The sequence below is a fragment of the Citrobacter sp. RHB36-C18 genome (assembly GCF_013814485.1).
Classification (GTDB): Bacteria; Pseudomonadota; Gammaproteobacteria; order Enterobacterales; family Enterobacteriaceae; genus Citrobacter; species Citrobacter braakii.
The window spans coordinates 1,730,623-1,753,237 of sequence record NZ_CP057125.1; the positions used below are offsets into that span (position 1 = coordinate 1,730,623).

General features: G+C 52.8%; 26 protein-coding genes. 4 read left to right on the top strand and 22 right to left on the bottom strand.

The features are described 5' to 3' along the window. Positions 1–251: 251 nt before the first annotated feature. From HVZ52_RS08095 to HVZ52_RS08150, 12 genes are all read right to left on the bottom strand, one after another. Positions 252–1,478: a tyrosine-type recombinase/integrase gene (locus HVZ52_RS08095; RefSeq protein WP_181599094.1), complete on the bottom strand. Its 1,227-nt coding sequence runs from the start codon at positions 1,476–1,478 to the stop codon at positions 252–254. Between the two features lie 320 nt (positions 1,479–1,798). Continuing rightward, positions 1,799–1,984: a hypothetical protein gene (locus HVZ52_RS08100; protein ID WP_181599095.1), complete on the bottom strand. Its 186-nt coding sequence runs from the start codon at positions 1,982–1,984 to the stop codon at positions 1,799–1,801. After that, positions 1,981–2,688: a phage baseplate protein gene (locus HVZ52_RS08105; protein ID WP_181599096.1), complete on the bottom strand. Its 708-nt coding sequence runs from the start codon at positions 2,686–2,688 to the stop codon at positions 1,981–1,983. The genes HVZ52_RS08100 and HVZ52_RS08105 overlap by 4 nt, the downstream gene beginning before the upstream one ends. Positions 2,689–2,727: 39 nt before the next feature. Further along, entirely contained in the window at positions 2,728–2,862 is a 135-nt protein-coding gene (locus HVZ52_RS23130; protein ID WP_256435912.1) for a hypothetical protein, read from the bottom strand. Between the two features lie 25 nt (positions 2,863–2,887). Continuing rightward, positions 2,888–3,157: a hypothetical protein gene (locus tag HVZ52_RS08110; protein WP_181599097.1), complete on the bottom strand. Its 270-nt coding sequence runs from the start codon at positions 3,155–3,157 to the stop codon at positions 2,888–2,890. Continuing rightward, positions 3,132–3,329 carry a hypothetical protein gene (locus tag HVZ52_RS08115; protein ID WP_181599098.1) on the bottom strand — a complete coding sequence of 66 codons (198 nt, stop codon included), beginning with the start codon at positions 3,327–3,329 and terminating at the stop codon, positions 3,132–3,134. Before HVZ52_RS08115 ends, HVZ52_RS08110 begins: the two co-directional genes overlap by 26 nt. Further along, positions 3,329–3,661: a hypothetical protein gene (locus tag HVZ52_RS08120; RefSeq protein WP_181599099.1), complete on the bottom strand. Its 333-nt coding sequence runs from the start codon at positions 3,659–3,661 to the stop codon at positions 3,329–3,331. The genes HVZ52_RS08115 and HVZ52_RS08120 overlap by 1 nt, the downstream gene beginning before the upstream one ends. Positions 3,662–3,814: 153 nt before the next feature. Continuing rightward, entirely contained in the window at positions 3,815–4,405 is a 591-nt protein-coding gene (locus tag HVZ52_RS08125) for a hypothetical protein (RefSeq protein ID WP_181599100.1), read from the bottom strand. Continuing rightward, positions 4,402–4,752, bottom strand: a complete 351-nt coding sequence (locus tag HVZ52_RS08130; protein ID WP_075849082.1) for a hypothetical protein — start codon at positions 4,750–4,752, stop codon at positions 4,402–4,404. Before HVZ52_RS08130 ends, HVZ52_RS08125 begins: the two co-directional genes overlap by 4 nt. Next, entirely contained in the window at positions 4,749–5,216 is a 468-nt protein-coding gene (locus HVZ52_RS08135; RefSeq protein WP_075849084.1) for a DUF5681 domain-containing protein, read from the bottom strand. Before HVZ52_RS08135 ends, HVZ52_RS08130 begins: the two co-directional genes overlap by 4 nt. Positions 5,217–5,843: 627 nt before the next feature. After that, on the bottom strand, positions 5,844–7,391 hold the full coding sequence (locus HVZ52_RS08140; RefSeq protein WP_181599101.1) for a hypothetical protein: 1,548 nt from the start codon (positions 7,389–7,391) through the stop codon (positions 5,844–5,846). Positions 7,392–7,774: 383 nt separating this feature from the next. Next, positions 7,775–9,013 (bottom strand): integrase family protein, encoded by a 1,239-nt coding sequence (locus HVZ52_RS08150; RefSeq protein ID WP_181599102.1) that lies wholly within the window; start codon positions 9,011–9,013, stop codon positions 7,775–7,777. Positions 9,014–9,216: 203 nt separating this feature from the next. On the opposite strand from HVZ52_RS08150, the gene thiM reads away from it, so the two are divergent. Genes thiM through HVZ52_RS08165 form a run of 3 tightly spaced genes read left to right on the top strand, consistent with a single transcriptional unit; the run spans position 9,217 to position 11,590 of the window. After that, on the top strand, positions 9,217–10,005 hold the full coding sequence (gene thiM, locus HVZ52_RS08155; protein ID WP_103766534.1) for a hydroxyethylthiazole kinase: 789 nt from the start codon (positions 9,217–9,219) through the stop codon (positions 10,003–10,005). Next, on the top strand, positions 10,002–10,802 hold the full coding sequence (thiD, locus tag HVZ52_RS08160) for a bifunctional hydroxymethylpyrimidine kinase/phosphomethylpyrimidine kinase (protein WP_181599103.1): 801 nt from the start codon (positions 10,002–10,004) through the stop codon (positions 10,800–10,802). Before thiM ends, thiD begins: the two co-directional genes overlap by 4 nt. Positions 10,803–10,843: 41 nt before the next feature. After that, entirely contained in the window at positions 10,844–11,590 is a 747-nt protein-coding gene (locus HVZ52_RS08165; RefSeq protein WP_016153677.1) for a GntR family transcriptional regulator, read from the top strand. Here the strand turns inward: HVZ52_RS08165 and HVZ52_RS08170 are convergent. Genes HVZ52_RS08170 through HVZ52_RS08180 form a run of 3 tightly spaced genes read right to left on the bottom strand, consistent with a single transcriptional unit; the run spans position 11,564 to position 14,804 of the window. Then, positions 11,564–12,529, bottom strand: coding sequence for a PfkB family carbohydrate kinase (locus HVZ52_RS08170; protein WP_181599104.1), 966 nt, complete (start codon positions 12,527–12,529; stop codon positions 11,564–11,566). The genes HVZ52_RS08165 and HVZ52_RS08170 overlap by 27 nt on opposite strands. Further along, the gene (locus HVZ52_RS08175) at positions 12,526–13,530 is read right to left on the bottom strand and encodes an ADP-ribosylglycohydrolase family protein (protein ID WP_019077202.1); all 1,005 of its coding nucleotides are present in this window, start codon (positions 13,528–13,530) and stop codon (positions 12,526–12,528) included. The genes HVZ52_RS08170 and HVZ52_RS08175 overlap by 4 nt, the downstream gene beginning before the upstream one ends. Then, positions 13,527–14,804: a nucleoside permease gene (locus tag HVZ52_RS08180; RefSeq protein ID WP_049269027.1), complete on the bottom strand. Its 1,278-nt coding sequence runs from the start codon at positions 14,802–14,804 to the stop codon at positions 13,527–13,529. Before HVZ52_RS08180 ends, HVZ52_RS08175 begins: the two co-directional genes overlap by 4 nt. A gap of 252 nt (positions 14,805–15,056) precedes the next feature. Here HVZ52_RS08180 and fbaB point away from each other — a divergent pair, with 252 nt between their 5' ends. Next, positions 15,057–16,109: a class I fructose-bisphosphate aldolase gene (fbaB, locus tag HVZ52_RS08185; RefSeq protein ID WP_016153672.1), complete on the top strand. Its 1,053-nt coding sequence runs from the start codon at positions 15,057–15,059 to the stop codon at positions 16,107–16,109. A 22-nt stretch (positions 16,110–16,131) separates the two neighbouring features. On the opposite strand, the gene yegS is transcribed toward fbaB, so the two are convergent. From yegS to HVZ52_RS08220, 7 genes are all read right to left on the bottom strand, one after another. After that, positions 16,132–17,031, bottom strand: coding sequence for a lipid kinase YegS (gene yegS, locus HVZ52_RS08190; RefSeq protein ID WP_016156953.1), 900 nt, complete (start codon positions 17,029–17,031; stop codon positions 16,132–16,134). Positions 17,032–17,892: 861 nt separating this feature from the next. Next, on the bottom strand, positions 17,893–18,624 hold the full coding sequence (gene artJ / locus HVZ52_RS08195; RefSeq protein ID WP_181599105.1) for an arginine ABC transporter substrate-binding protein ArtJ: 732 nt from the start codon (positions 18,622–18,624) through the stop codon (positions 17,893–17,895). 246 nt (positions 18,625–18,870) lie between these two features. After that, positions 18,871–19,539, bottom strand: a complete 669-nt coding sequence (artM, locus tag HVZ52_RS08200) for an arginine ABC transporter permease ArtM (protein WP_016153669.1) — start codon at positions 19,537–19,539, stop codon at positions 18,871–18,873. Further along, a complete protein-coding gene (gene artQ / locus HVZ52_RS08205; RefSeq protein ID WP_016153668.1) occupies positions 19,539–20,255 on the bottom strand; it encodes an arginine ABC transporter permease ArtQ in 717 nt (238 codons plus the stop codon). The genes artM and artQ overlap by 1 nt, the downstream gene beginning before the upstream one ends. A 6-nt stretch (positions 20,256–20,261) precedes the next feature. Further along, the gene (gene artI, locus HVZ52_RS08210) at positions 20,262–20,993 is read right to left on the bottom strand and encodes an arginine ABC transporter substrate-binding protein ArtI (protein WP_003027298.1); all 732 of its coding nucleotides are present in this window, start codon (positions 20,991–20,993) and stop codon (positions 20,262–20,264) included. Positions 20,994–21,009: 16 nt separating this feature from the next. Beyond that, complete coding sequence (gene artP, locus HVZ52_RS08215; protein WP_016156950.1) at positions 21,010–21,738, bottom strand: arginine ABC transporter ATP-binding protein ArtP; 729 nt, start codon at positions 21,736–21,738, stop codon at positions 21,010–21,012. Positions 21,739–21,963: 225 nt separating this feature from the next. Further along, a complete protein-coding gene (locus tag HVZ52_RS08220) occupies positions 21,964–22,479 on the bottom strand; it encodes a lipoprotein (RefSeq protein WP_115190452.1) in 516 nt (171 codons plus the stop codon). Between the last annotated feature and the right edge of the window lie 136 nt (positions 22,480–22,615).

Here is a 22,615-nt window from a genome sequence, read left to right on the forward strand (position 1 = left end):
TTTTTAGTAGAAAGCCCGCTTTAGCGGGCTTTCATCGTTAATGGTTTGCGAATGACTGTTCACGCCGTTAATACGTGGTGCATGTTTCTGTACCGTTGCCGGATGTGTGGCATCGCTTCGTGATCTTGCCGTACTTGCCTGTGCAGACCTTGTCGCCCGCCGAGTTAATCCGGCAACGTTCCGTTGTTTCGGCGAACGCGGATACCGTGAACACTGCCAGGACTACCGCTAAAAATAAACGTGTGACCATTTTAAAATCCCTCCGCTTTACACATTTCGCCGTTACACCACTCGTCCCACTTTCTCCAGCCTGCGGCGACGGCTTCGCTATTCAGGTCAAGCGCTAATTTTTGGTAAGCCGTCGACGTGGCATCAGCGTTCTGCGGCGTATGCGCCAGCATCAGATCGACAGTCTCGCGATCTAACTTACATTCAGTGCGCAGAAGTTCGGCAAAAGTGCGCCGCAGATCATGCACCGTGCATGGTACGGTGACGCGTTCGCCGTTGTCGTCCTCATAACCCGCCGTGATATTAAGGCGCTGTAGTACCAGGTTCGGCATCGTTGCGCCTGCCTGCCAGAGTCGACCGATCTCGCTGGTCGAACGCGACAGCACCGCACGCAGGTTGTCTGTAACGGGCACTTCCTGCGGTTTGCTGTTCTTCGTGCGCTTGCCAGGGATGATCCAGACGTCGTCCCGCAGTTCTTGCCGCGTCATTTCCAGCGCTTCCATCTTACGGCGACCCGTCAGCATAATGACCCGCAGTGCGTTACCTGCGTCGCTGTCGGGTAACTGGTGGAACAGTTCGCGGTACTGGTTGGCGGTTAAGGTAGCCTGTCGCGGTTCAGTCTTCGGAGGTAGTTGGTTTTTGTCGATGCTGGCCTTCAGGGTTTGCGGAACGGCGATCGGTTCGTCTTGTTCGTTCGCTATACCGTATTTGAAGCCGTAGGCGAACATACGTGGGATAAAGCACGCGCCACGGCTTAAGGCGTTGGCCTGTACTTTGCCATCACGATCAATCATACCCGCGCGCACATTGTTTACGATCTCCACAATACGCCGGTAGTTCATTTCCACCGCTACCAGTTTTCCGCATACTGGCGACCAGTGCTTACGCCATAGGCGAGAAAGATCTACCGCTGCGCCTGGAGTCCCTTCAGCGTCGATCCACTTGTTGAACAGCGTGTCCATTGTCCACCGTGGGCGTACGTCTGCGGGTTTTACTTCGTTGCGTAGCACTTGCGCCACCTTTAAGCCGTAAAGCTCGCAGGCAGTAGCGTAGGCCGTTTTTGAGTTGCCGACAGCGTAACGTTTGCCGCCGTGTCTGAAAAACCAGGTTAGCACCTCGCTACCGGCAGGGGTGATGCGTTTTAGGAGGAACAGCCCGCCAGCGGGTGCGGTGGTTTTCACTGGCTGCGTGACTGATTTCTTGCCTTCAGGAATCCTCAGTCGTACGACGTCGCGATCATTTTTGATCATGTCGTTGTACCCCGCAGAACGGCTGGCATGTAGGGAAGGGCGTTTGCTTGTAATGGACGACATCCAGCGCAGGCGATAAAGTATCGATCAGTTTCACAGATGCTTACCTCATTTGTGAGATTAGAAGACGCCGTTACTGTTGACGCAGTAGCGGCGTTTTTGCGTTTAAGTGGCAATCACTTAAAACGTGTAATGAGTATATGATGCACATATTATAAACATCAATTATGTAGATGCTTTAAACAGTCATAGTTAAAACTATATGCACAAAAAAGCCCGCGTCGAGCGGGCTGTAAAATGGCGGGGCCGGTCGTGAATTATTACGGGGCCGGCGTTGCATATCCGCCGAGGATCACGGCGTCGTTATCTTCGCTGAATTGCAGTACCACGACGATGCCTGCGCGTATCAGGTCGGCGATCTGACCTTCGTTTGCACCTGCCCGGACAATGTCGCCGACAGTAGCGGGACCAATGGCAAGCCTCGCTGCGATCTGCTCGTAGGTCATTTGTGATGCCCCTGTCCGCCGATTGCCGAAAGTAAACCGGAACGTTGATGCTTTACCGGTGCTGGCGTGTTGGGGTCGTCAATTTTCATCGAACGACCTATCGACTTACCGGCATCAACCTTTGAACCCGCGCGGGTCTTCGTGGCGTTATCCGACTGTGAACCAGGCGCGCCGATACCTGGTGGGACTTTGCCGGTTTGCGCTTTGACGATCTCGATCTGCTGGAATTGCATGTCGACGACCAGCGCGTCGCCTTCGTCAGATTTGCGAACGATCGCCACGTCTGCAAGCGCCATGTTTTCATACACTTCGTAACGCGTGGTCACGGTTACAGGGATTTTAAGTTCTGACAGCGCCTTCAGTTGGTTGTACGCGTCCGCCGTGCGCTTTCTACCATTCAGGAATTTATCGGCGAAGTTTGCCACTTCGTCGAGTAGTCCGTGAATCGGTGTATTGCTGATAAAGCCGGTTAACGTTAATTCTCGTTGCTGCGCTTTAATGTTGTCCGTTACGTCGACGCCACCTTCTACGGGGTACGCCGTAATGTTATTCGACCAATGATGCGTTTCGTTGTCGACGCAGTCGAACGACATCGACGCAAGGTTAGTCCCGTCGATACGGAAGATGCTGTCGCCTGCGTCAGTGAACAGGAAACTAATGGGCGACCACTTACGATCTCCCAGGTATTGAGTTAAGTCAGCCATAAGCGGTTGTCACTTTATTAGTGGAAGAAAAAAGCCGCCTTATTTGGCGGCTTCGGTTACGGTATTTTGTGCAGCGGCTGCGGTGCGTCGTTCTTCCCGCCGTTTCATTGCGAGGCGAATAGTGCGGGCGATTTCTGCGCGACTGCGGCGGTAAATGTAGCGGCGTGCGGTCATGGTGGTTTAGTCTCCGTTTGACTGTTTAAGCACGGGTAAGGCGCTGCATAGCGTCTACAAACATCATCATTTCGACGCCTTCAACATAGCTTGCTTCTTCCTTGTCGCTGTCAAAATTGCGACATCCGACCTTCTCAATGAATAAATCATTCATGCGGTCGTCCAGCTTATCGGCGTCCAGTACCAGCGCATCTTGTACGCCGTTAGCCAGCAAAATAATCAGGTGGCGGCGTGCGCGTAATTCGTTCTCGTTGACCATGTTCAGCGCCTTATACAATTGCGTTTTTGTTGGCATATGCCGTGATCCATCCGTCGACTTCGTCGGTGCGTACTTCGGGGTGATGTTGCGCCATATAGCCCGCGAAGGCCATCTCGACGTGGGTAACACTTGCGCAGGTAAACGCGTGCTGTTTACCTGGCTGGCTGTTCAGTACGTGGCGCTTTGTTTCTACGCTGTTCGTTTTCATCAATGGGATCCTTTAAGTTTCAGTTCAATGTGACCCAGGCCGATAAGTTCGCCGTATTCGTTGCGAGGCATACCGGCGCTAACTTTCACGCCTCGCCGTTCTGAAGCGCGGCGAAATTCTTTAACCAGGGCGTAGGGCGCGTTGCAAAGGCTGAATTTCTCGCCTTCCGCGACTTTGTCGGCGAACCAGCGCGCAAGCTGCATACAGGCTTGCGAACGTGCCGCAGGTGGCAGGACGGAACAGTCAACAATGCTGCGGATCTCGATTTCCGTTTCGTTGCTGCTGCCTTTGTCCAGGGTTAACACTGTTACGGTTTTTTTCGGGGTTAGCATGGTGTCGGCTTCCGTGGTGAAAAGCCCTACTAACGGCGTGAACGCTTTCGGGCTTGGGTAACATGCGGGATCAATGCCCTGCACGCTTGCTATTCGTACAGGACACGGACAGATTAAGGACAACTCAGAGACAAGTAAAGACAAAAAATCGATCTAAATCAGTAACTTAGTCCCGTAACTTGCTAGCTGACAACCGCTTATTGCGTTGTGTGCGGCGGCGGCGTTGAGTTCATGCGGTAAAACGATGTGACGCAATTCTTTAGAAATAATTTCGATCAGGAATGTGCGTGCATCGTCCAGCGTTTCGCGTTCGCCGTCGTTATAAATAACCGTAAGGCGCGTGCCTGTGCGTTCAATGGTCGTAATCGTGCGCAGGACGTCCGCCACGCTGCGCACGCCTGCCTCTTTGCGTGGTTGTACCGGTAAGCCGCGCAACGGCGTTACATCGCTTCCTGCGCGTTTATTTCCGCCGTTACCCGACTCGATGCGGCCTTTGACTATCTGCCGGTTGCCTGTCGGTGCGCGCCGTTCGACAGTGTCCCACGTTTTAGCGGCCTGTAAGCCCGCCTGTCGGTACGTGTCAGGATCTGCCGGTGTTTCATCGCCGCCCGCCATTGAAGCCCGTACGCGGGCGCGCAGTTCGTCTAATTGCCGATGACGTGCCGCAGCCGCAGCGCGTTCTTCGCGTTCTTGCCTGGTCATGCCGATGCGTGTTTGTCGTGGTTGGTTGGTGTTTATGATCATGCGCTGGTGTCCTCCTTGTGTTGGCGGACGACCATTTCGCCGAATGACCATGATGGCGGGTTTAACTCCTTCGCGTCTGCCTGGCGGTGCTGCGTAAATTCGCGTTGCAGGTCGCGATCCGGGTAGCCAGCCATCATGACTTCCCACGGCAGGAAGAACGCTTCCCAATCGGGGCCTAACACGTCAAGTGGATCGCCGATATGAATTTTAAATTCTCGCACCGCTTCGACAAATTGCGGGTGCGTATTCCAGGTCGGCTTACCAACGACAAGATCCCGCTCTGCGTTCGCCGCTGCCAGGCGCTGGCGTATGTTTTTAAGACGTGCTGCGGTTGTTCCTGTTCTCATTTGCTTAGCGCCTCCAGCGCGCGTCGTTCCGCTTCAGCGGCGCGAATGTCGGAAAGGCGCTGCACGCAATCAAGCGCGAATTTAATGCTGTCCGGGTTAGCGCCGCCGAATAACTGCCCGACAAGGCGCTCCGTCAGACTGTCCAGATCGCTTAAGTCGATGTCGTCCATGTTGATGGGGTCGATCGATGGCTTCGGCATATGCGCCAGCAACGATTTAAATACGGTTTCAGCCTTCGCGCTGGCTGCACGTTTGCCGATATTTTTTAGCAGGCCGGACGCGTCCAGCGGCGCATCGGGGTGTTCTGCGTTGTGATCGGCGACCCATAGCCGGATCATGCGGTCAAAGTTCATGCGTCCCGCTGGTCTGCCTGCGGGGTTCCCGCTTTGTCCTTTCTTGAATTGAGTTTTAGCCCGACCTTTAGCGGTTGACTGTTTAACAGGTTGTTTAGGCGCGCGTGGCATCGGTGTGATTCCTTTTTTGCGGTGGTTTACGCCGTCAAGCGTACGATGGGTATCGCGGATGCCTGAAATTTGTATTGACCTGTTAACGACCTGTTTGACCTGTTCGAAAACGCGGAACAGGTCGACGCGGATTCGTCGGTGTCGTAGTGATGTATATGGTAAGTGACAACCGCTTATGGGGTATGCAACGGGGTACAAAGATGGTTTAAAATGTTGTCCCCTCTTAAACCCGCGTGGTTACAGGGTTTCAAGTAATGAGGGTACAAAGGGGGACAATAAGCTGTACCCCTTCAAAGCTAGACGTGACAAGGGTTTGAAGGGTAAAGGGGACAAAAAACGATTCTAAAAGGATAATAATATTTTTGAACCCATTAAAACCACTGAATTAAAACACAGTGGTTTTTAGGCTTTTATATAAATAATAATAAAATTATATAAATATTGTACCCTTTACCCATCCAGGCCGCGCCAATAGCGGGCTGTAAGGGGGACAATGCGTTTGTACCCCATGTCCCCTGTAATCGCTGAGAACCGCGCCAGTAGCGGGCTGCAAAGGGGACAGCTACGGGGTACAAGATTTTGCGAAACCAATAAAAAAACCCGCCGAAGCGGGCTTTATTACATAAATTATGCTCGTCGTAATAAGCGAATATTTAGACCGTTTCTGATCTCCACGCATTCAATGACGCGTTGTCGTTCCAGTGCAGCGATCGCAAGCGCGAGCGGATCTTTATAGCCGTTAATGCGCGAACGTTCTGCCGCTTCTGCAAAAACACTACGGCGCATAATCTGCTTATTTATCGCCGAAAACTTAACGCCTACCGGCGAATGCTTAATTACGTCAATTACACGTTGCTGTAACGCGGTCTGGATGTCTTCGATTTCGTTCTGCTGTGACAGTCTAGTGACGTCTTCGATGTTGCGCATTACAAGTGCAAAGGCATATTTAACGTGTTCGTCGGTGACTTCCCCTTCGTCGGTAGCCAGCAACGACGCGATAGAAATTACGCGTTCATAAGCACGGCGATACAGCGCACCAACGATCGGCGCGTTACGGCGGTCATCGTCTTCCAGGTATTCGAAGATAGTTTTTAAAAAAGCGCGCGTATTGGGTTGCACTTTTAACGACCTGCCAAACGTCGTTAAATCACGAACACGATCGGCAAGTGCATCTGTGACAGTGCTGTCGACGTTTATTTCGTCTGCACGTGATCGCGCTGCTTCATCGCCGCAGTGAAACAACAAGCCACGACCGATCAGGCCGCTTGCAATGTTACGGTAGTCGATTACTTTTTCGAAATTACCTGGCGTGCTGCTTAACATTAAACAGACGAGCGGATCTTTAATGCCGGTGTCGACAATAGTTTGTTGCACGTCCAGCGTCGCTAATTGTTTCACCAGGCCCGCGCGTGCTTTGTGCAGGTCTTTATTGCTTTCGTCTGCGTCGATCTGCTTATCGATGCGCTCAAGACGTTTAACGGCCTTTTCGCGCGCCGTGTTGATCAGTGCGTTCACTTCACGTTTATGCGTACCCGACAGCGTGTACAGTTTCGCCGTAGCCATTGCCAGGATAAGCGGGCCAATAGATTTAGTGTACTGAGAAGAACCTTTATCGTTAATGCTGCCGATCAGGTCGTGGGCTTCGTCAACGACGTACAGCGCTTTTCCATCGGCGTCTAGGGCGTTCATTATCATATCTTTGTCAGTACGCGGACGGTTGAACAGGTGCGCCGTTTTACTTATACGTAGCAATACGTCGCCGATAAAACTTTGTGCCGCGTCTTTACCGGCTGCGGATTCGGCGATCGTGATCGTGATAATGTTCATCTTTGCGCCGTTAAGCGATTTGCGCTTACCGATCCCTGCGGCGATAGCCATTAGCTGAAGCGCTGCCGGAATTGCCGCCCATCGTAACGGTCGCATGTTACGTGCTTCGATAGCGTCGACAATTTCGCCCGCCAGCCCTGGCGGATTCATCAGGTCGACAGATCGCCAGTTGGCGACGTCTAAACGGTAGCTGTTACCGGCTACTTTTTTGCCCGCGACGACAGCGGCACAGTGCGCTTCAACTTCGGAGATTGCTTCTTCCAGGCTGCGATCGCTCTCTTCTTTCAGGCGGTTGTCATTTGTCCCGTTATTCGGTACACTTTTTAAAGCTGGTTTAGCACGCGGCATACAGGCCTCTTGTTGTTAAACTACGCGTTTTAGACCAATTAAAAAAAGCTCGTCTGGCAGGACGGGCTTTTTTATTTCCCTTTTGACTCATGCTGCGCGGCCTCTTTCCTGTTTTTGGTTCACCATCTCACTGCGCGCTAGCGCCCAGGCATCGATTGCGACATCCAGCCAATGCGGGCGTGATGGGGTGAGTTGAACAGGTTTAGGGAATGTCGGATCAGTCTTGATGATGTAATCGACGTTGGTCCTACCTACCCCTATACGATGTGCGACTTCAGTTTTATTTAAAAACACAGCAGTTACCTCAATAAGCATATTTACGTGTTTTTAGTATGGCCATCGCATTTCACTAAGGCAATAACTTTTTCATTTAAATCAATGTGTTACGGGATGCTTGTTATCTCTTTCTCTAACCAATTCTGGTACTTAGCGATCGCATCAGTAACCATTTTTTGTAGTGTTTCAGGTTGATATGTGGTCGCGATGGCGCTCGCTTGGCTCTTTGCACCTTTGACGTGGTTTAAAATTAGATCCGCCTCAATAAACGTTAACCCGCTCCCTGGTTCGTTCAGTTCATCGCTAGCCGACAATTGCGAAGCAGTGCGACGCAAATCATGTACCGTCATTTCGGCGTTACCGCAGGCCACACGCATTTCCGGCAAGCGGTGATTAATCGCCGACGAACTGATTCCGAAAATAAAACCACCGTCAACGCATCTGCGTGCCGCTTCGAATATCTCTTCCATTGCTGGACTGATCGGCACGTTGAGCGGAAAACCTGTTTTAGTACGTGAACCAGGGATCCGCCATAAGCCCGCATCCTCGTCGACTTCCTCCCATTGCCCGCCGACAACTTCACCTTTACGCAATGGTGCGCAGATAAGCATACGTGCAGCCAGATGCGCAGGTCTGGTTTCGTCTTCGCACAAATACTTCCATAACGCGCGAAGCTGGTCTTTTTCCAGATAGTTCGTGCGTGGCTGTCGCGACCGTTCAAGCTCGGTATTGTTTTTGCCTAACAGTTTTTGCAGCGTCATAAGCGTTTCAAACGCTTCTATATCGAACTGGCTTTCCAGGTAGTGACGCAGTGCTAACAGAATGTCACGCAGTTTTTTAGCGCTGTTTACGCTGTGCTTTTCGGCGACGGTACGGATCAGACTGTGAGCACTGGCGCGCGTGAAGTTTTCGATCGTGGTTTCGCCATAAGCCGACAAGCGGTTACAATACTTTTGCCAGGTACAAACGTAGGTTTTAACTGTTGAATCAGCAGGCGCAAAAGCAGGATTATTAATATAAGCGCGGAACAGGGCGTTTAGGTCGTGCGGTACGGAGATCGCTTCCGTCCTTGCGTCAATTCCACGCGCCATGTTGGTCATGATCTCCCGATGGCGCTCCTGTGCCGCTGCAAGCGTCCAGGACGTGCGAGAGCCAATGGATATATCCTTACCGTCTCGGCGGGTGATATAGCTGGCAGTGACGCCGCCGGAAGACGTACGACGTAAAACCAGCGACAGACCCGTTAACCCGCCGTTCATGACGGCGATCCGCATAACGTTTTTATCGGCGGGTAGTGTTAGTGCGTCGACCTGGGATTGTTTAGTGATTTTCTTCGGTGCTTTCATTTCAATTACCCAATTTTTGACAATGTACCCATTTAAGCACCCAGATAAATCCGCGTAAATATGTTTTTAAAAGTTTACAAGTGCCTGTGTATCCCGTAACAGATGCGGTTTATCACATGGTGTACAACCTGATCTGGATAATGCCAGCGTAGGGAAGTCTGACACTGCTCGTGTCCCTTCTTCGCGCGGGCAGGAGCTGAACCATGCAGCCTGACCTGCACAGCCGCACACTCGCGGCTCACACCTTACACCAATTTAGAACGCTTTCCCCTCTCACACACTGCATGACCAACGAGGTCGTGCAAAGCTTTACGGCCAATACGTTGCTGGCGCTGGGCGCATCACCTGCAATGGTAATCGAGCCTGAGGAAGCCAGTCAGTTCGCGGCTATTGCCAGTGCATTACTGGTTAACGTCGGCACCTTAACCCGGGAACGGGCTACGGCGATGCGCGCCGCAGTTGAGCGGGCACAACTTGCTAAAACTCCGTGGACGCTCGATCCCGTTGCCGTGGGGGCGCTGGAGTTTCGTCGTCGCTTCTGTCTGGATTTGTTGGCGCTACAGCCTGCAGCTATCCGCGGCAACGCTTCGGAAATACTAGCACTGGCGGGTATGAACGGCGGGGGACGCGGCGTGGATACGACCGATACGGCAGCCGCAGCGCTTCCCGCAGCGCAGGCACTGGCTCGTCAGGTTGGGACCATTGTCGTGGTTACCGGCGAAATTGACTATGTCACCGATGGTCAGCGTACCGTCTGCGTGAACGGCGGTGATCCGTTGATGACGCGCGTGGTGGGCACCGGATGCGCGCTGTCGGCGGTCGTTGCGGCCAGTTGCGCCCTGCACGGTGACCGGCTTGATAACGTCGCCTCCGCCTGTAGCTGGATGAAACAGGCCGGACAAATAGCCACTCAGCAATCAACCGGACCGGGCAGTTTTGTCCCGGCATTTATTGACGCCCTCTATAACCTGAACGCGCAGGAGCAACTATGAAACGGATTAACGCATTAACGATTGCCGGAACCGATCCAAGCGGTGGTGCGGGTATTCAGGCCGATTTAAAAACGTTCTCGGCGCTTGGCGCTTACGGCTGCTCGGTTATCACGGCGTTGGTGGCGCAAAATACGCTCGGGGTGCAGTCGGTGTATCGCATTGAACCTGACTTTGTCGCCGCACAGTTGGATTCCGTATTTAGTGATGTGCGTATCGACACCACTAAAATCGGTATGCTGGCGGAAACGGATATTGTTGAAGCGGTCGCCGAACGTTTGCGTCGCCATCGGGTGCAAAATGTCGTGCTGGATACCGTGATGCTGGCGAAAAGCGGCGATCCGTTGCTGTCTCCTTCGGCGGTTGAAACGCTGCGTACCCATTTGCTGCCGCAGGTTTCGATTATCACCCCAAATTTACCCGAAGCTGCGGCGCTGCTCGGGGCTCCCCATGCGCAGACTGAGCAGGAGATGTTAGAGCAGGGAAGGGCGCTGCGGGCGCTGGGTTGCGAGGCGGTGTTGATGAAAGGCGGTCATCTGGAGGATGCGCAAAGCCCCGACTGGCTCTTTACCCGTGATGGCGAGCAGCGTTTTACCGCGCCAAGGGTGATGACCAAAAATACCCACGGTACTGGCTGTACGCTATCGGCGGCACTGGCGGCGCTGCGTCCGCGCCATGACAACTGGGCACAGACAGTGCAGGAAGCTAAGTTGTGGCTTTCAGCGGCATTGGCGCAGGCCGACACCCTGGAAGTCGGTGAGGGAATTGGTCCGGTGCATCATTTCCACGCGTGGTGGTAATGAGTATACTGGCTGCAGAAACGGCTGCAGGAAAAAGATAAATGGAACAAGCGCATACCCAGCTTATCGCGCAACTGAATGAACGTATTTCCGCGGCAGATAACACGCCGCTGTATATGAAATTTGCGCAAACGGTGAAAAACGCTGTGCGCAGCGGGATTCTGGAGCATGGAAACATCCTGCCCGGCGAGCGCGATCTCAGCCAGTTGACCGGCGTTTCGCGAATTACGGTTCGTAAGGCGATGCAGGCCCTGGAAGAAGAAGGTGTCGTGACGCGCGCCCGCGGTTACGGGACGCAGATCAACAACATCTTCGAGTATTCGCTAAAAGAAGCGCGTGGTTTTTCACAGCAGGTGGTGTTGCGCGGTAAAAAACCAGATACGCTGTGGGTTAACAAGCGGATTGTGCCTTGCCCGGAAGAGGTAGCGCAGCAGCTGGCTGTTGCCACGGGGAGTGACGTCTTCTTGCTCAAGCGCATTCGCTACGTAGATGAAGATGCGGTTTCTATTGAAGAGTCATGGGTTCCTGCCCATCTAATTCATGACGTGGATGCCATCGGCGTTTCACTGTATGACTATTTTCGCAGCCAGCATATTTTCCCGCAGCGCACTCGCTCACGTGTCAGTGCCCGAATGCCTGACGCAGAGTTCCAGGCGCACATTCAAATGGACAGCAAAGTGCCGGTGCTGGTGATCAAGCAGGTAGCGCTTGACCAGCAGCAACGGCCCATTGAATACAGCATCAGCTATTGTCGAAGCGATCTATACGTGTTTGTGTGCGAGGAGTAACGCCTCGCGCGTAGGGGCGCAATCGCCGCCGCGATGCCCAACTACCCAGGACGCCACGGCGTTTCCAAGCAGTACCGCGTCAGCCAGCGACCAGCCAGACGCCAGTCCGGCCAGCATGCCGCCAGCGTGGCTGTCACCAGCGCCAATGGTATCAACGACCACTGTCGCAAATGCCGGTACGCAACCGGAAGTTTGGGTGCTGAAATACCACGCACCGTCTTTATCGTGGCGTACCACCACCGGTGTGGCAAAACGTTGCACCCATTGTGCGCCAAAACCTTCTATATCCTGGCTTAATGCAAACCGCTCGGCGGCAATTTCCGCCTCCTGCCGATTGAGCGATACCAGTGGACGGCAGGCCATAATTCTTGCCAGTAAGGGCTCGGGAATGTCGCCGATGCGTGGGCCAAAATCGATAAACGGCGTCACTTCCTCCAGCTCTTCCAGCCAATGCACCAGCAACTCACCACACGGAGAGGCTAACTGATAGCCCGAGAGATAAACCAGGCTGTGACGTGGGATCTCCAACTGTGCCAGCCAGTCAGCGTTCCACTGATTTTCGACGCCACTAAAGGACATAAAGGTACGTTCTCCATCCGGCTCGACCAGAGCCAGACACCAGCCGTTATCGCCTGCGGCGTTATCGATCAGGCTGTGCAGTCCCTCTTTTGCCATCCGGTTGCGGATAATATCGGCCCACACCCCCTGACCCAGCGGTAAAGCATTACTGGCGTCGATACCTAACCGCTTGAGTGCTACGGCGATATTGAGCGCGCAGCCGCCAACGTTCACCCCTTGCTGTTTGAGTTCAATGTCACATCCGCGCCAGGGAAGGGCATACGCATCGGCAATGACATCAATCACCGCCGCACCCACCACCGTAACGGGTCGCTGTGTGCGTAACTGCGGGAGAAGTTGTTGCAGACGCGTGGTGCTCATAGTGCCTCCCGCTGCTCGCGCAGTCGCATCAATCCACTGGCGTAGCGGATAAAGTCCAGCTGATTTACCGCATCAAGCTCATGTTTCAATGCCGGATTAATCGCACTTACGCCGTGGAGCGCGCCACAAATGGCGGTTGCCATCGCCCCGATGGTGTCGGTATCGCCCCCGAGGTTCGCGCACAGAATGGCGCAGCGGTTAGGATCGGTCTGCGCCAGCTCAACCATAGCGATGGCGCATGGCACGGATTCAATGGTACTGGTTCCGGCCCCTACAACCTGATACAACTGCTCGCAGGCAGACTCAATGCCGTCAGCGTTACGGACAATTTTCAGCGCCAGTTCAAGGCGTGCAGAGAGCGATGCGCTAAAGGTAGTGATCCTTTTTTGCTGCGCATGCCGGGCAATGGCTGGCAGCGCGTCGACAATCTCTGACCATTTTCCGCCATCGATAGCGCGTGATACCGCCCACGCGACCACCACTGCGCCAGCGATAGCCAAATCCGATTTATGTGTCGGGCTGGAGGCTAATGCCACATCATCGATAAAGGCATCGAGATCGCGCGCGGGGAGCAGACATCCCAGCGGTGAAACGCGCATTGCCGCTCCGTTGGTAACGCCGTTATTTTCCAGTTCGGCGACAGGTTTGCCGTCGCGAATGGCTTTTAGGGCAATTTTTGAGGTCGGGCCGAGCACGTTTTTATTAAAAGCATCAAAACGTTCGGCCCAGGCCAGAATATTGCGGCCAATAACGTCGGGTACAATCTCTCCGTCGCACTCAAGCAGGGCATCAGCCAGACACAGCGCCATGGAGGTGTCATCAGTGAACTCCGCCTGGTTAAAATAGCAGGCGGCATTATTCTCCGCAGGGCCGGGCAAAAAACGGTCGATCCAACCGAAATGGGCTTTAACCCGGGTTCTTGGCCACAGTTCCGACGGCATACCCATCGCATCCCCTAACGCCTGCCCATAAAGAGCACCGAGAATACGTTCTGCTTTCATTTTACTTCCCCTTGTTTCAACGCTACATCGCGATCGTCCACCTTAATGGCGGTGATTTCTTTATCTGACTCGCGAAAGAAAATCATAAACATTACGGCAATGACGGCGATCATGACCGCGCCAAATCCCCACATGCCAGCCCAGTTAAAGGTAAGACCATTCACCGGTTCCTGATAAGCAAACATTTTTTCCATCATCACGCCGCCTAGACGATAACCGAGCAGGCTACCGAATCCCTGACAGCAGAGGGTGATAAGCCCTTGCGCCGCGGTGCGCATATGTACGGGCGCTTTTTTATCGACATAAATGTAGGCTGTGACGTAGTAGAAGTCGTAACTGACGCCGTGCAGCAGAATGCCGAGAAACAGCAGAGCGTAAGTGAAATATTCTTCCGCGCCGCCATAAACGAAAAATCCGTAGCGGATAGCCGCAGTAATAAGACCAAGCAGCAATACCTTTTTAATGCCAAAGCGTTTGGTGAAAAAAGGTAGCGCCAGCATAAAGAAGATTTCAGAGAACTGGCCCAGCGTCATCCAGCCGGTGGCGTTTTTCATCCCGACTTCTGTCAGATAACCGTTGGCGAAGATGTAATAGAACGCCAGCGGCATCGCGAACAGAAAAGAGCAAAAGAAAAAGACGAGGAAGTTCTTATCCCGCAGCAGGATCAGCGCATCCAGACCCAGCATGACCTTGAAATCCATTTTGCCGGTACTTTTCGGCGGCGTATCCGGTAAAAAGAACGCAAAGACGCCTAACAGAGCGGAGCTTCCGGCAGTGATAAGCAGAGGAATATTGGTAGGGGAGATGTCACTATAGCCAAGCATTTGCGGTAAGAAACCGCAGGCCAAACCAGAGGCGATCCAGCCAATGGTCCCCATCACACGGATGCGCGGGAAATCACGCTCAACATCACTGACGTTGGCAAAAGCGATACTGTTGGTCAGCGCAATCGTCGGCATATAGGTCAACGAATAGGCCAGTAACAGCGGGAAAAATCCGCTGAAGGTGGTTTGCTGGGCGGCGAAGTACATCAAAATAGCGCCGACGAACATCAGCACCGCCAGCACTTTTTGCGCGGAGAAAAAACGGTCAGTGACAGAACCGACCAGGATGGGCGACAGGATCGCGGCAATTGCGGTACAGGCGTAGGACCAGCCGATCTCCCCGGCGCTAAAGCCACTTTTACTCAGCCACAGCCACAGCGGTACAAACCAGGCGCCCCAGATAAACCACTCTATAAACATCATGAACGACAGCTTAACTGTAGTTTTCATCTTTAAATCCTTCATGACAGGTAAGGTACGCACTGATAGTACCATTCGATAATACCTTTAAAATACCTTTGAGGTCTAAATTTGACCGCCTTAACATTATTTCTTCCTGAATCGAGCCAGCAGAAGTTGCTGAAAAGTGCGCTAAAGATGGAAAAAAAACGCAGTCGGTACCAGGCTTATTGCTGCCCGCAACAAAGCGGGTCAGGACAATCCACATTCCGGTTTCAAATCGGAACTTACGGGAGCATAGCTATGACTGATATTGCGCAGTTGCTTGGCAAAGATGCCGACAACCTTTTACAGCATCGTTGTATGACCATTCCTTCTGACCAACTTTACCTGCCTGGACATGATTACGTCGATCGCGTGATGGTGGATAACAACCGTCCGCCAGCGGTGCTGCGTAATATGCAAACGCTGTATAACACGGGCCGACTGGCCGGGACAGGTTATCTGTCGATTCTACCGGTGGATCAGGGCGTGGAACACTCCGCGGGGGCATCGTTCGCGGCTAACCCGCTGTACTTTGATCCGAAGAATATTGTGGAACTGGCTATCGAAGCAGGGTGTAACTGCGTGGCATCGACCTATGGAGTGCTGGCTTCCGTCTCCCGTCGCTACGCGCACCGCATTCCGTTTCTTGTAAAAATTAACCACAACGAAACGCTGAGCTACCCCAATACGTTTGACCAGACGCTGTATGCCAGCGTAGAACAGGCATTCAATATGGGCGCGGTTGCGGTAGGGGCAACAATCTATTTCGGTTCAGAGGAGTCCCGTCGCCAGATTGAAGAGATTTCTGCGGCGTTCGAGCGTGCTCATGAACTGGGCATGGTCACCGTGCTGTGGGCGTATCTGCGTAACTCCGCGTTTAAAAAAGATGGCGTGGATTACCATGTTTCCGCCGATCTCACCGGGCAGGCTAACCATCTGGCAGCCACTATCGGGGCGGATATCGTTAAGCAGAAAATGGCGGAAAATAACGGCGGGTATAAAGCAGTCAACTTTGGCTACACCGACGATCGCGTTTACAGCAAGCTGACCAGCGACAACCCAATCGATCTGGTGCGTTATCAACTGGCGAACTGCTATATGGGGCGCGCTGGATTAATTAACTCCGGCGGTGCGGCTGGCGGCGAAACCGATCTGAGCGATGCGGTACGTACAGCAGTGATTAACAAACGTGCTGGCGGCATGGGGCTGATTCTTGGACGAAAAGCATTCAAGAAAACCATGGCTGACGGCGTTAAGCTGATTAACGCCGTGCAGGATGTTTATCTGGACAGCAAAGTCACCATTGCCTGATTCCAGTTGGGGTGTCGTCGTGTTAACGCAGTAGCGGACAACCCGGCGGCAGTCTGCAACGTAGCGCTGCGGGCAGGATTTCAATATGAAATTCTTGTCCGCTAAGCGGTTCGCCATCGAGATTAAACGTAATCTCGTGCGGGGCGCGGATATCAAACCACGATGATGCGCCTTCGATGATGTTAGGGTTGTCTTCGGATTGCGTGAGCGCCGAAAGCAGCCCTGGCAGCAGCTCTTCGCCGGTAAAAATACGCAGTTGCAGCAGACCATCGTTGATCAGCGCCGTTGGGCAAAGCTGTTGCCCACCACCGGCCTGACGGCCATTACCGATACCAATGACCAGCGCCTTACCCTGCCAGTGAAAATCTTCCCCACGAATGTCGCAGATGTCGGGTTTGAGCGTATCCATGCGCATTAATCCGTGAATAAAGTACGATACGCCACCTAATGCGGCCTTGAGTTTTTCTGGCGTCTCGGTGGTGATGCGTGTGCCGAAGCCGCCGGTCGCCATATTGATAAAACAGGTTTTATCATTGACCTGAACCATATCGATATCAGTCGCATTTCCGGCGATAGCCAGTTTTAACGCCTTATCAAGGGCGTCGGGTATGCCTACGCTGGTTGCAAAATCATTCGCCGTTCCCAACGGTAAAATACCGAGCGCCGGGATATTGCCGCCCTGCGACTGGATCAGCGCCGTCGAGACTTCGTTAATTGTGCCGTCGCCGCCGCCGGCAATCACCGTTGCAACGCCTAACTGGCGAGCTTCATCAACGTAGCGTTGGGCGTCGCCTTTTTCCCAGGTAACGCGAACATGGATTTCCACGCCTTCATCGCGTAGCTCTGCAATGACATCACGCAGGGGGAGATTATCAGCACTTTTTCCATTGAGGATCAGTAAACTGGCAGGGAACGCTATCATCCGTTTGCCTCACTTTTTTTCGTTTTAACAAGTGTACGCCAGGAATGGGTTTATGGCGTAAGAACTGACTGAAAGCGAAGGCGAAGAGATAAAAAAAGCCGCAGGATGCGCAATACTGTTCAGTTAAGCATTATGGGGAACATGTGATTCTTGCTCAGGGTTCCGTTCACCTCGGCGGTAGCAATTCTCTGAAGCGCAGATACCCGTGAACGTGCAAGGGAGGCTCACCGCCGCCTCCCTTGCAACCCAGGCTCCCGGCGGGAAAATCGTCGCTACGCGATTCATTCGTCTTATGCCGTCTGCCTGTCGGGTCGGGGCCGGGCCTGCGTCCCTGCAGGCCGTCCCCTCTGCCCGCATCCCTGCGGGCAGACCCGGTCAGCCGTCAACGCCTCATCGATTTTCAGCCGGACCGGGGTCATCGCTGCAACGCGCTGACTTCCAGTTAACTCTGTTTTGCTGTTCAGATAAAAAACGCAGGGGGTCAGGTGTGGGCTGGTCCGGCTGAAAATTGCCGACGTGTTTCCGTAAGGCCGGGAGAACCCGCAGGGATGCGGGTTCAGGGCGCGTTTTGCAGGGAAGCTGCCTCGCGTCCGGCCCGGTAGCCTGGAGGAATAAACGGAGGGGACCACGAAGTGGCAATTTTCCCGCCGGGAGCCGGGATTGTAAAGGGCGTGGCGGAGAACGCCCTTTACACGTTCACAGGAATCGGTGTTTCAGAGAAACGATGCACATAAGGTGAACGGAACCCTTACCGTGAGATAGCATATTCATAACTTCTGCCAACACAGGTGATGCTTTCTGAAACTGAGGCGTTAACTGAACCGCATTACGCAGAATGCGGCTTTTCAGATTGGGCGGACGTTACTGTGGGAACCACTGATCGCTGATTTTTTGGTACGTGCCGTCAGCTTTGATTGCGGCCAGTGCGCTATTCAGTTTTTCCAGCAGGGTTTTGTTATCCGGGCGAACCGCAATGCCAAGACCAGTACCGAAGTATTGTGGGTCGGTCACTTTGTCAGTGGCTACACCTAACTGTGGGTTGGTTTTCAGCCACTCGTTAACCACGGCGGTATCGCCAAATACGCCATCAATACGACCATTTTTCAGGTCGATAATCGCATTCTGATAGCTGTCGTAGGCCACAGTTTTCACTTCAGGGTGTTTGTCCTGCAGGTATTTCTGGTGCGTGGTACCGTTTTCCATGCCAATGCGTTTCCCTTTCAGGTCGGCAAAGGTTTTATAGGTGTCTTTTTTCGCAATCACCAGCGCGGAGTTTGCATAGTAAGGCTGAGTAAATGCCACCTGCTTGCTACGCTCAGGCGTGATGTCCATTCCGGAAATCACCGCATCATATTTTTTGAATTTCAGCGCGGGAATCAAGCTATCAAAAGCATGATTGGTGAAAGTACAGTCAGCCTGCATTTGTTTGCACAGTGCCGTTGCCAGGTCGATGTCAAAACCGACAATTTTATTGCTTGCATCCAGTGACTCAAATGGCGGATAAGTCGCTGATACACCGAAACTAATTTTATCAGCAGCTGAGGCGCCTGCGGCGAAAGTAGCAAGTAATGCGGCCAGTACTAACTTTTTCATGGTGGAACTCCCGTCTGTCAATCTTATGATTATTTACCGTGTCTGCGGCGTGAATTAACAATGCCATTTAATGAATTTATATGCAATAAAAATGATTAGTTATTTTTAAGGATATAAAAAAAGACGGACAATTTAGGTTGTTGTCCGTCTTTTTTATTTTGGCTTTATGCATATTCACCGGAGAGTGTACAACGGAAGATGAATCGTAGCCTGATAAGCGTAGCGCCATCAGACATAAAAACCGATTTAATTCCGGTGTTCAAACGCCAGTGCTTTACGTTCGATCAAGCGCATCATCAGCGTCAGCAAACCGTTGACGATTAGGTAAATCACACCCGCCGCGCCGAAAACCATGACGTCATAAGTGCGACCATACAGCAGCTGACTATAGCCCATGACTTCCATCAGCGTGATGGTGTATGCCAGTGAGGTACTTTTAAACACCAGCACCACTTCGTTGGAATACGAGGAGAGGGCGCGTTTAAAGGCGTACGGCAACAGAATCGCCAGCGTATCCTTCTTACTCATCCCCAACGCTCCACAGGACTGCCACTGGCCTTCCGGGATTGCGCGGATAGCACCGTAGAACAGTTGAGTGGTATAAGCCGCACTGTTTAACGATAGCGCAATTAAGGCGCACAGCCACGGTTCAGAGAGCAGGTGCCACAGTACCGGATACTCCTGTAGCGTCGGGAACTGCCCTGGCCCGTAGTAGATCAGGAAGATTTGCACCAGCAGCGGAGTACCGGTAAACAACGTGATATAGGCGCGAACCAACCAGACCACAATCGGCGTTTTTAGCGTCAGGATGACGGTGAAAACCAGCGCCAGCACCAGAGCAACCACGATGGAGGCGACCGTCAGCGTCAGGCTGGTATGCAGCCCTTTTAACAATTCAGGTAAATACTCAAGCATCAGCCTGGTCTCCGCTCAAATCGTGTCGCGCGCAGGTCAATGCGTTTGAGAATGTACTGACTCACCAGCGTAATCACCAGGTAAATAGCCGCCGCCACAATGTACCAGGTAAACGGCTCCTGGGTACGGGTGGCAATGCTCTTGGTTTGCAGCATCAGATCGTTCACGCTGATAAGGCTGACCAGCGCGGTATCTTTCAGCAACACCAGCCACTGGTTACCCAGTCCCGGCAGAGCGTGACGCCACATCTGCGGCATCACCAGGCGAAAGAAGATCGCGGCTTTAGACAAACCCAACGCCTGACCTGATTCCCATTGTCCGAGTGGTACGGCCTTCAGCGCGCCACGCAGCGTTTGCGACGCGTAAGCCGCATACAGCAATGACAGCGCAATAACACCGCACAGGAACGGGCTGACGTCGAAGTTTTCGATCTGCATCTGAACCGGGATTTGTACAAACCCGAGATTGATCGTAAAGCCATCGGCCAGCGTCAGCAGCAGTTGTGAAGAGCCGAAATAGATGAACAGAACCACCAGAATTTCCGGCAGACCACGCAGGATGGTGACCAGAGCTGAGCCCGTCCATGCTACCGGACGCCATTTTACTGACTCCCAGACGGCAAAAAACATGGCGAGCGCGAGGCCAATAATCAGCGCACAAACGGCAAGGCCGACGGTCATCCCGGCGGCGCTTGCTAAAGGAAAAAATTCATTCATCAAGTATTACTTCTGGAACCATTTGTTGTAGATGGTCTCGTAAGTCCCATCTTTCTTCACTTTTTCCAGCGCAGCGTTAAATTTCTGCTGCAGCTCGGTATTGCCCTGGCGCACAGCGATGCCCAGACCCGTACCGAAGTAATCTTTATCCGTCACTTTGTCGCCAACTGCGGCCAGCTTTGGATTGTCTTTCAGCCATTCGGTCACCACTGCGGTATCACCAAATACGCCGTCAATACGACCATTTTGCAGATCGAGTTTGGCATTCTGGTAGCTGTCATACGGTACGGTGGTCACTTCCGGATGTTTATCCATGATGAATTTCTGGTGCGTAGTACCGTTTTGTACACCGACTTTTTTGCCTTTCAACTGGTCAATGCTGGTGTATTTACCCTGTTGGCCAACAAACAGGGCAGAGTTGTCGTAATACGGGGTGGTGAACAGAACCTGTTTTTCACGCTCTGGCGTGATGTCCATACCGGCCATCACCGCGTCAAAACGACGGAATTTCAGGCTCGGGATCAGGCTGTCGAAGGCCTGATTGGTGAAGGTACAGGTCGCGTCAATCTCTTTACACAGCGCATTCGCCAGATCAACGTCAAACCCTACGATTTTGTTATTCGCATCAATAGATTCAAACGGAGGATAAGACGCTTCGGTGGCGAAACGAATGGTTTGGGCTGCGGTAGCGGAAAGGCTAAAACCTGCGATTAGCGCGGCAATCAGAACTTTTTTCATTGTATTGTCCCGAATCTTAGTGAGAGAGATAGTTTTTAAACGCTTCGGTTTGCGGGTTGGCAAAGCAGCTCGCATCCCCAAACTCGACGATATGACCGTTTTCCATATACACCACACGGCTGGCCGTTTTACGTGCAACTTCCACTTCGTGGGTGACGATCACCTGAGTAATGTTGGTTTCCGCCAGTTCACGAATAATGCTGACGATTTGGGCAGTAATTTCCGGATCAAGCGCTGCGGTAGGTTCATCAAACAGCAGCACCTGCGGCTCCATCATCAACGCGCGGGCAATGGCCACACGCTGTTGCTGGCCGCCGGAGAGATGCAGTGGGTAGCGATCGCTGTACGGCTTCAGGCGCAGACGTTCCAGCAATTTTTCGGCACGCGCCAGCGCTTGATCTTTTGTCAGACCCAGTACGCGGCAGGGCGCTTCAATCAGATTCTGCACAACCGTGAGATGCGGCCAAAGGTTGTATTGCTGGAAGACCATGCCCACGTTCTGACGCAGCTCCCGAATGGCTTTGTCTGACGGGGTCTTCGTGAAGTCGAAACGGTTACCCGCAATAGAGAGCGTGCCCGAGCGCGGCATCTCAAGCAGGTTGAGTACGCGCAGCAGCGAGCTTTTCCCGGCTCCACTTGGGCCAAGTAACACCAGTGTTTCACCCTGAGGGCAATCCAGCGTGATATCGAACAGCGCCTGATGTGCGCCGTAGAAGCAGTTAATGCCGTTTAATTGAATACTCATTGACACTCGATACTGGCAGTCTGATAGCTATTGAAGCCGCAGATACTACCTTTGACAGAATAGTTATGCAATATTTATGCGTTAAAAGTTAAATGCAAACCGCATTCTTATCTAAACATAGCACAAAATAGCGGGGCCACCAGTGGGCAAGAATAATTGTCGGCATTCTATGCAGAATGCCAGACAATTTATGGGGGTTATGATTCAGGCGGGTGAATGGGGCGGTTAGCGGTTTTCGACAGACTGGCGCAGCGTCCCGGCTGGCGCGTGTACGCTGCCGCCCAGATAGCGGACATCGTCAACTACCCAGCACTGGCCTTCGCGGATCATCAGCACTTCATCACGCCAGCTTTGGTCACCCTGTTTAAGCTCTACGCGCAGCGGAATGTTGCGTGCATCACTATTCGGAATGGTCGATGCGCTGGCGACGCTGGCACTGTCCGGTAACGTAGCGCGACTAGAGAACGGATCGCTGTTAAACAGATCGCGATGCGCGTTATCACGGCTGGCATCGTTCAGCAGTTTCGCCAGATTGTCGCTGAGGTACGGACGAAGGGCGGTAATGTCATTGTTTCGATGCTGAATACGGTAATCATAGAATTGTTGAGCCACGCTGTCTGGCCCGCCTTCTACGCATGAGCCGCTACGCGTGCCGTTATCTTTGTAGGCCGGTGTCACGGTAGTACAGGCGCTGAGAAGTAGTGCACATGGAACCAGCAGAGAGAGTTTCGAGTAGCGCATAATGATTTCCTTATTAGCTTTCTACTATTAGTGTTCTACGTTGATTTACATGTCATACTTCAAGTTGCTTGTGCGTTGGCTACGTGCGTTCACCCCAGTCACATAGTTATCTATGCTCCTGGGGATTCACTCTCTT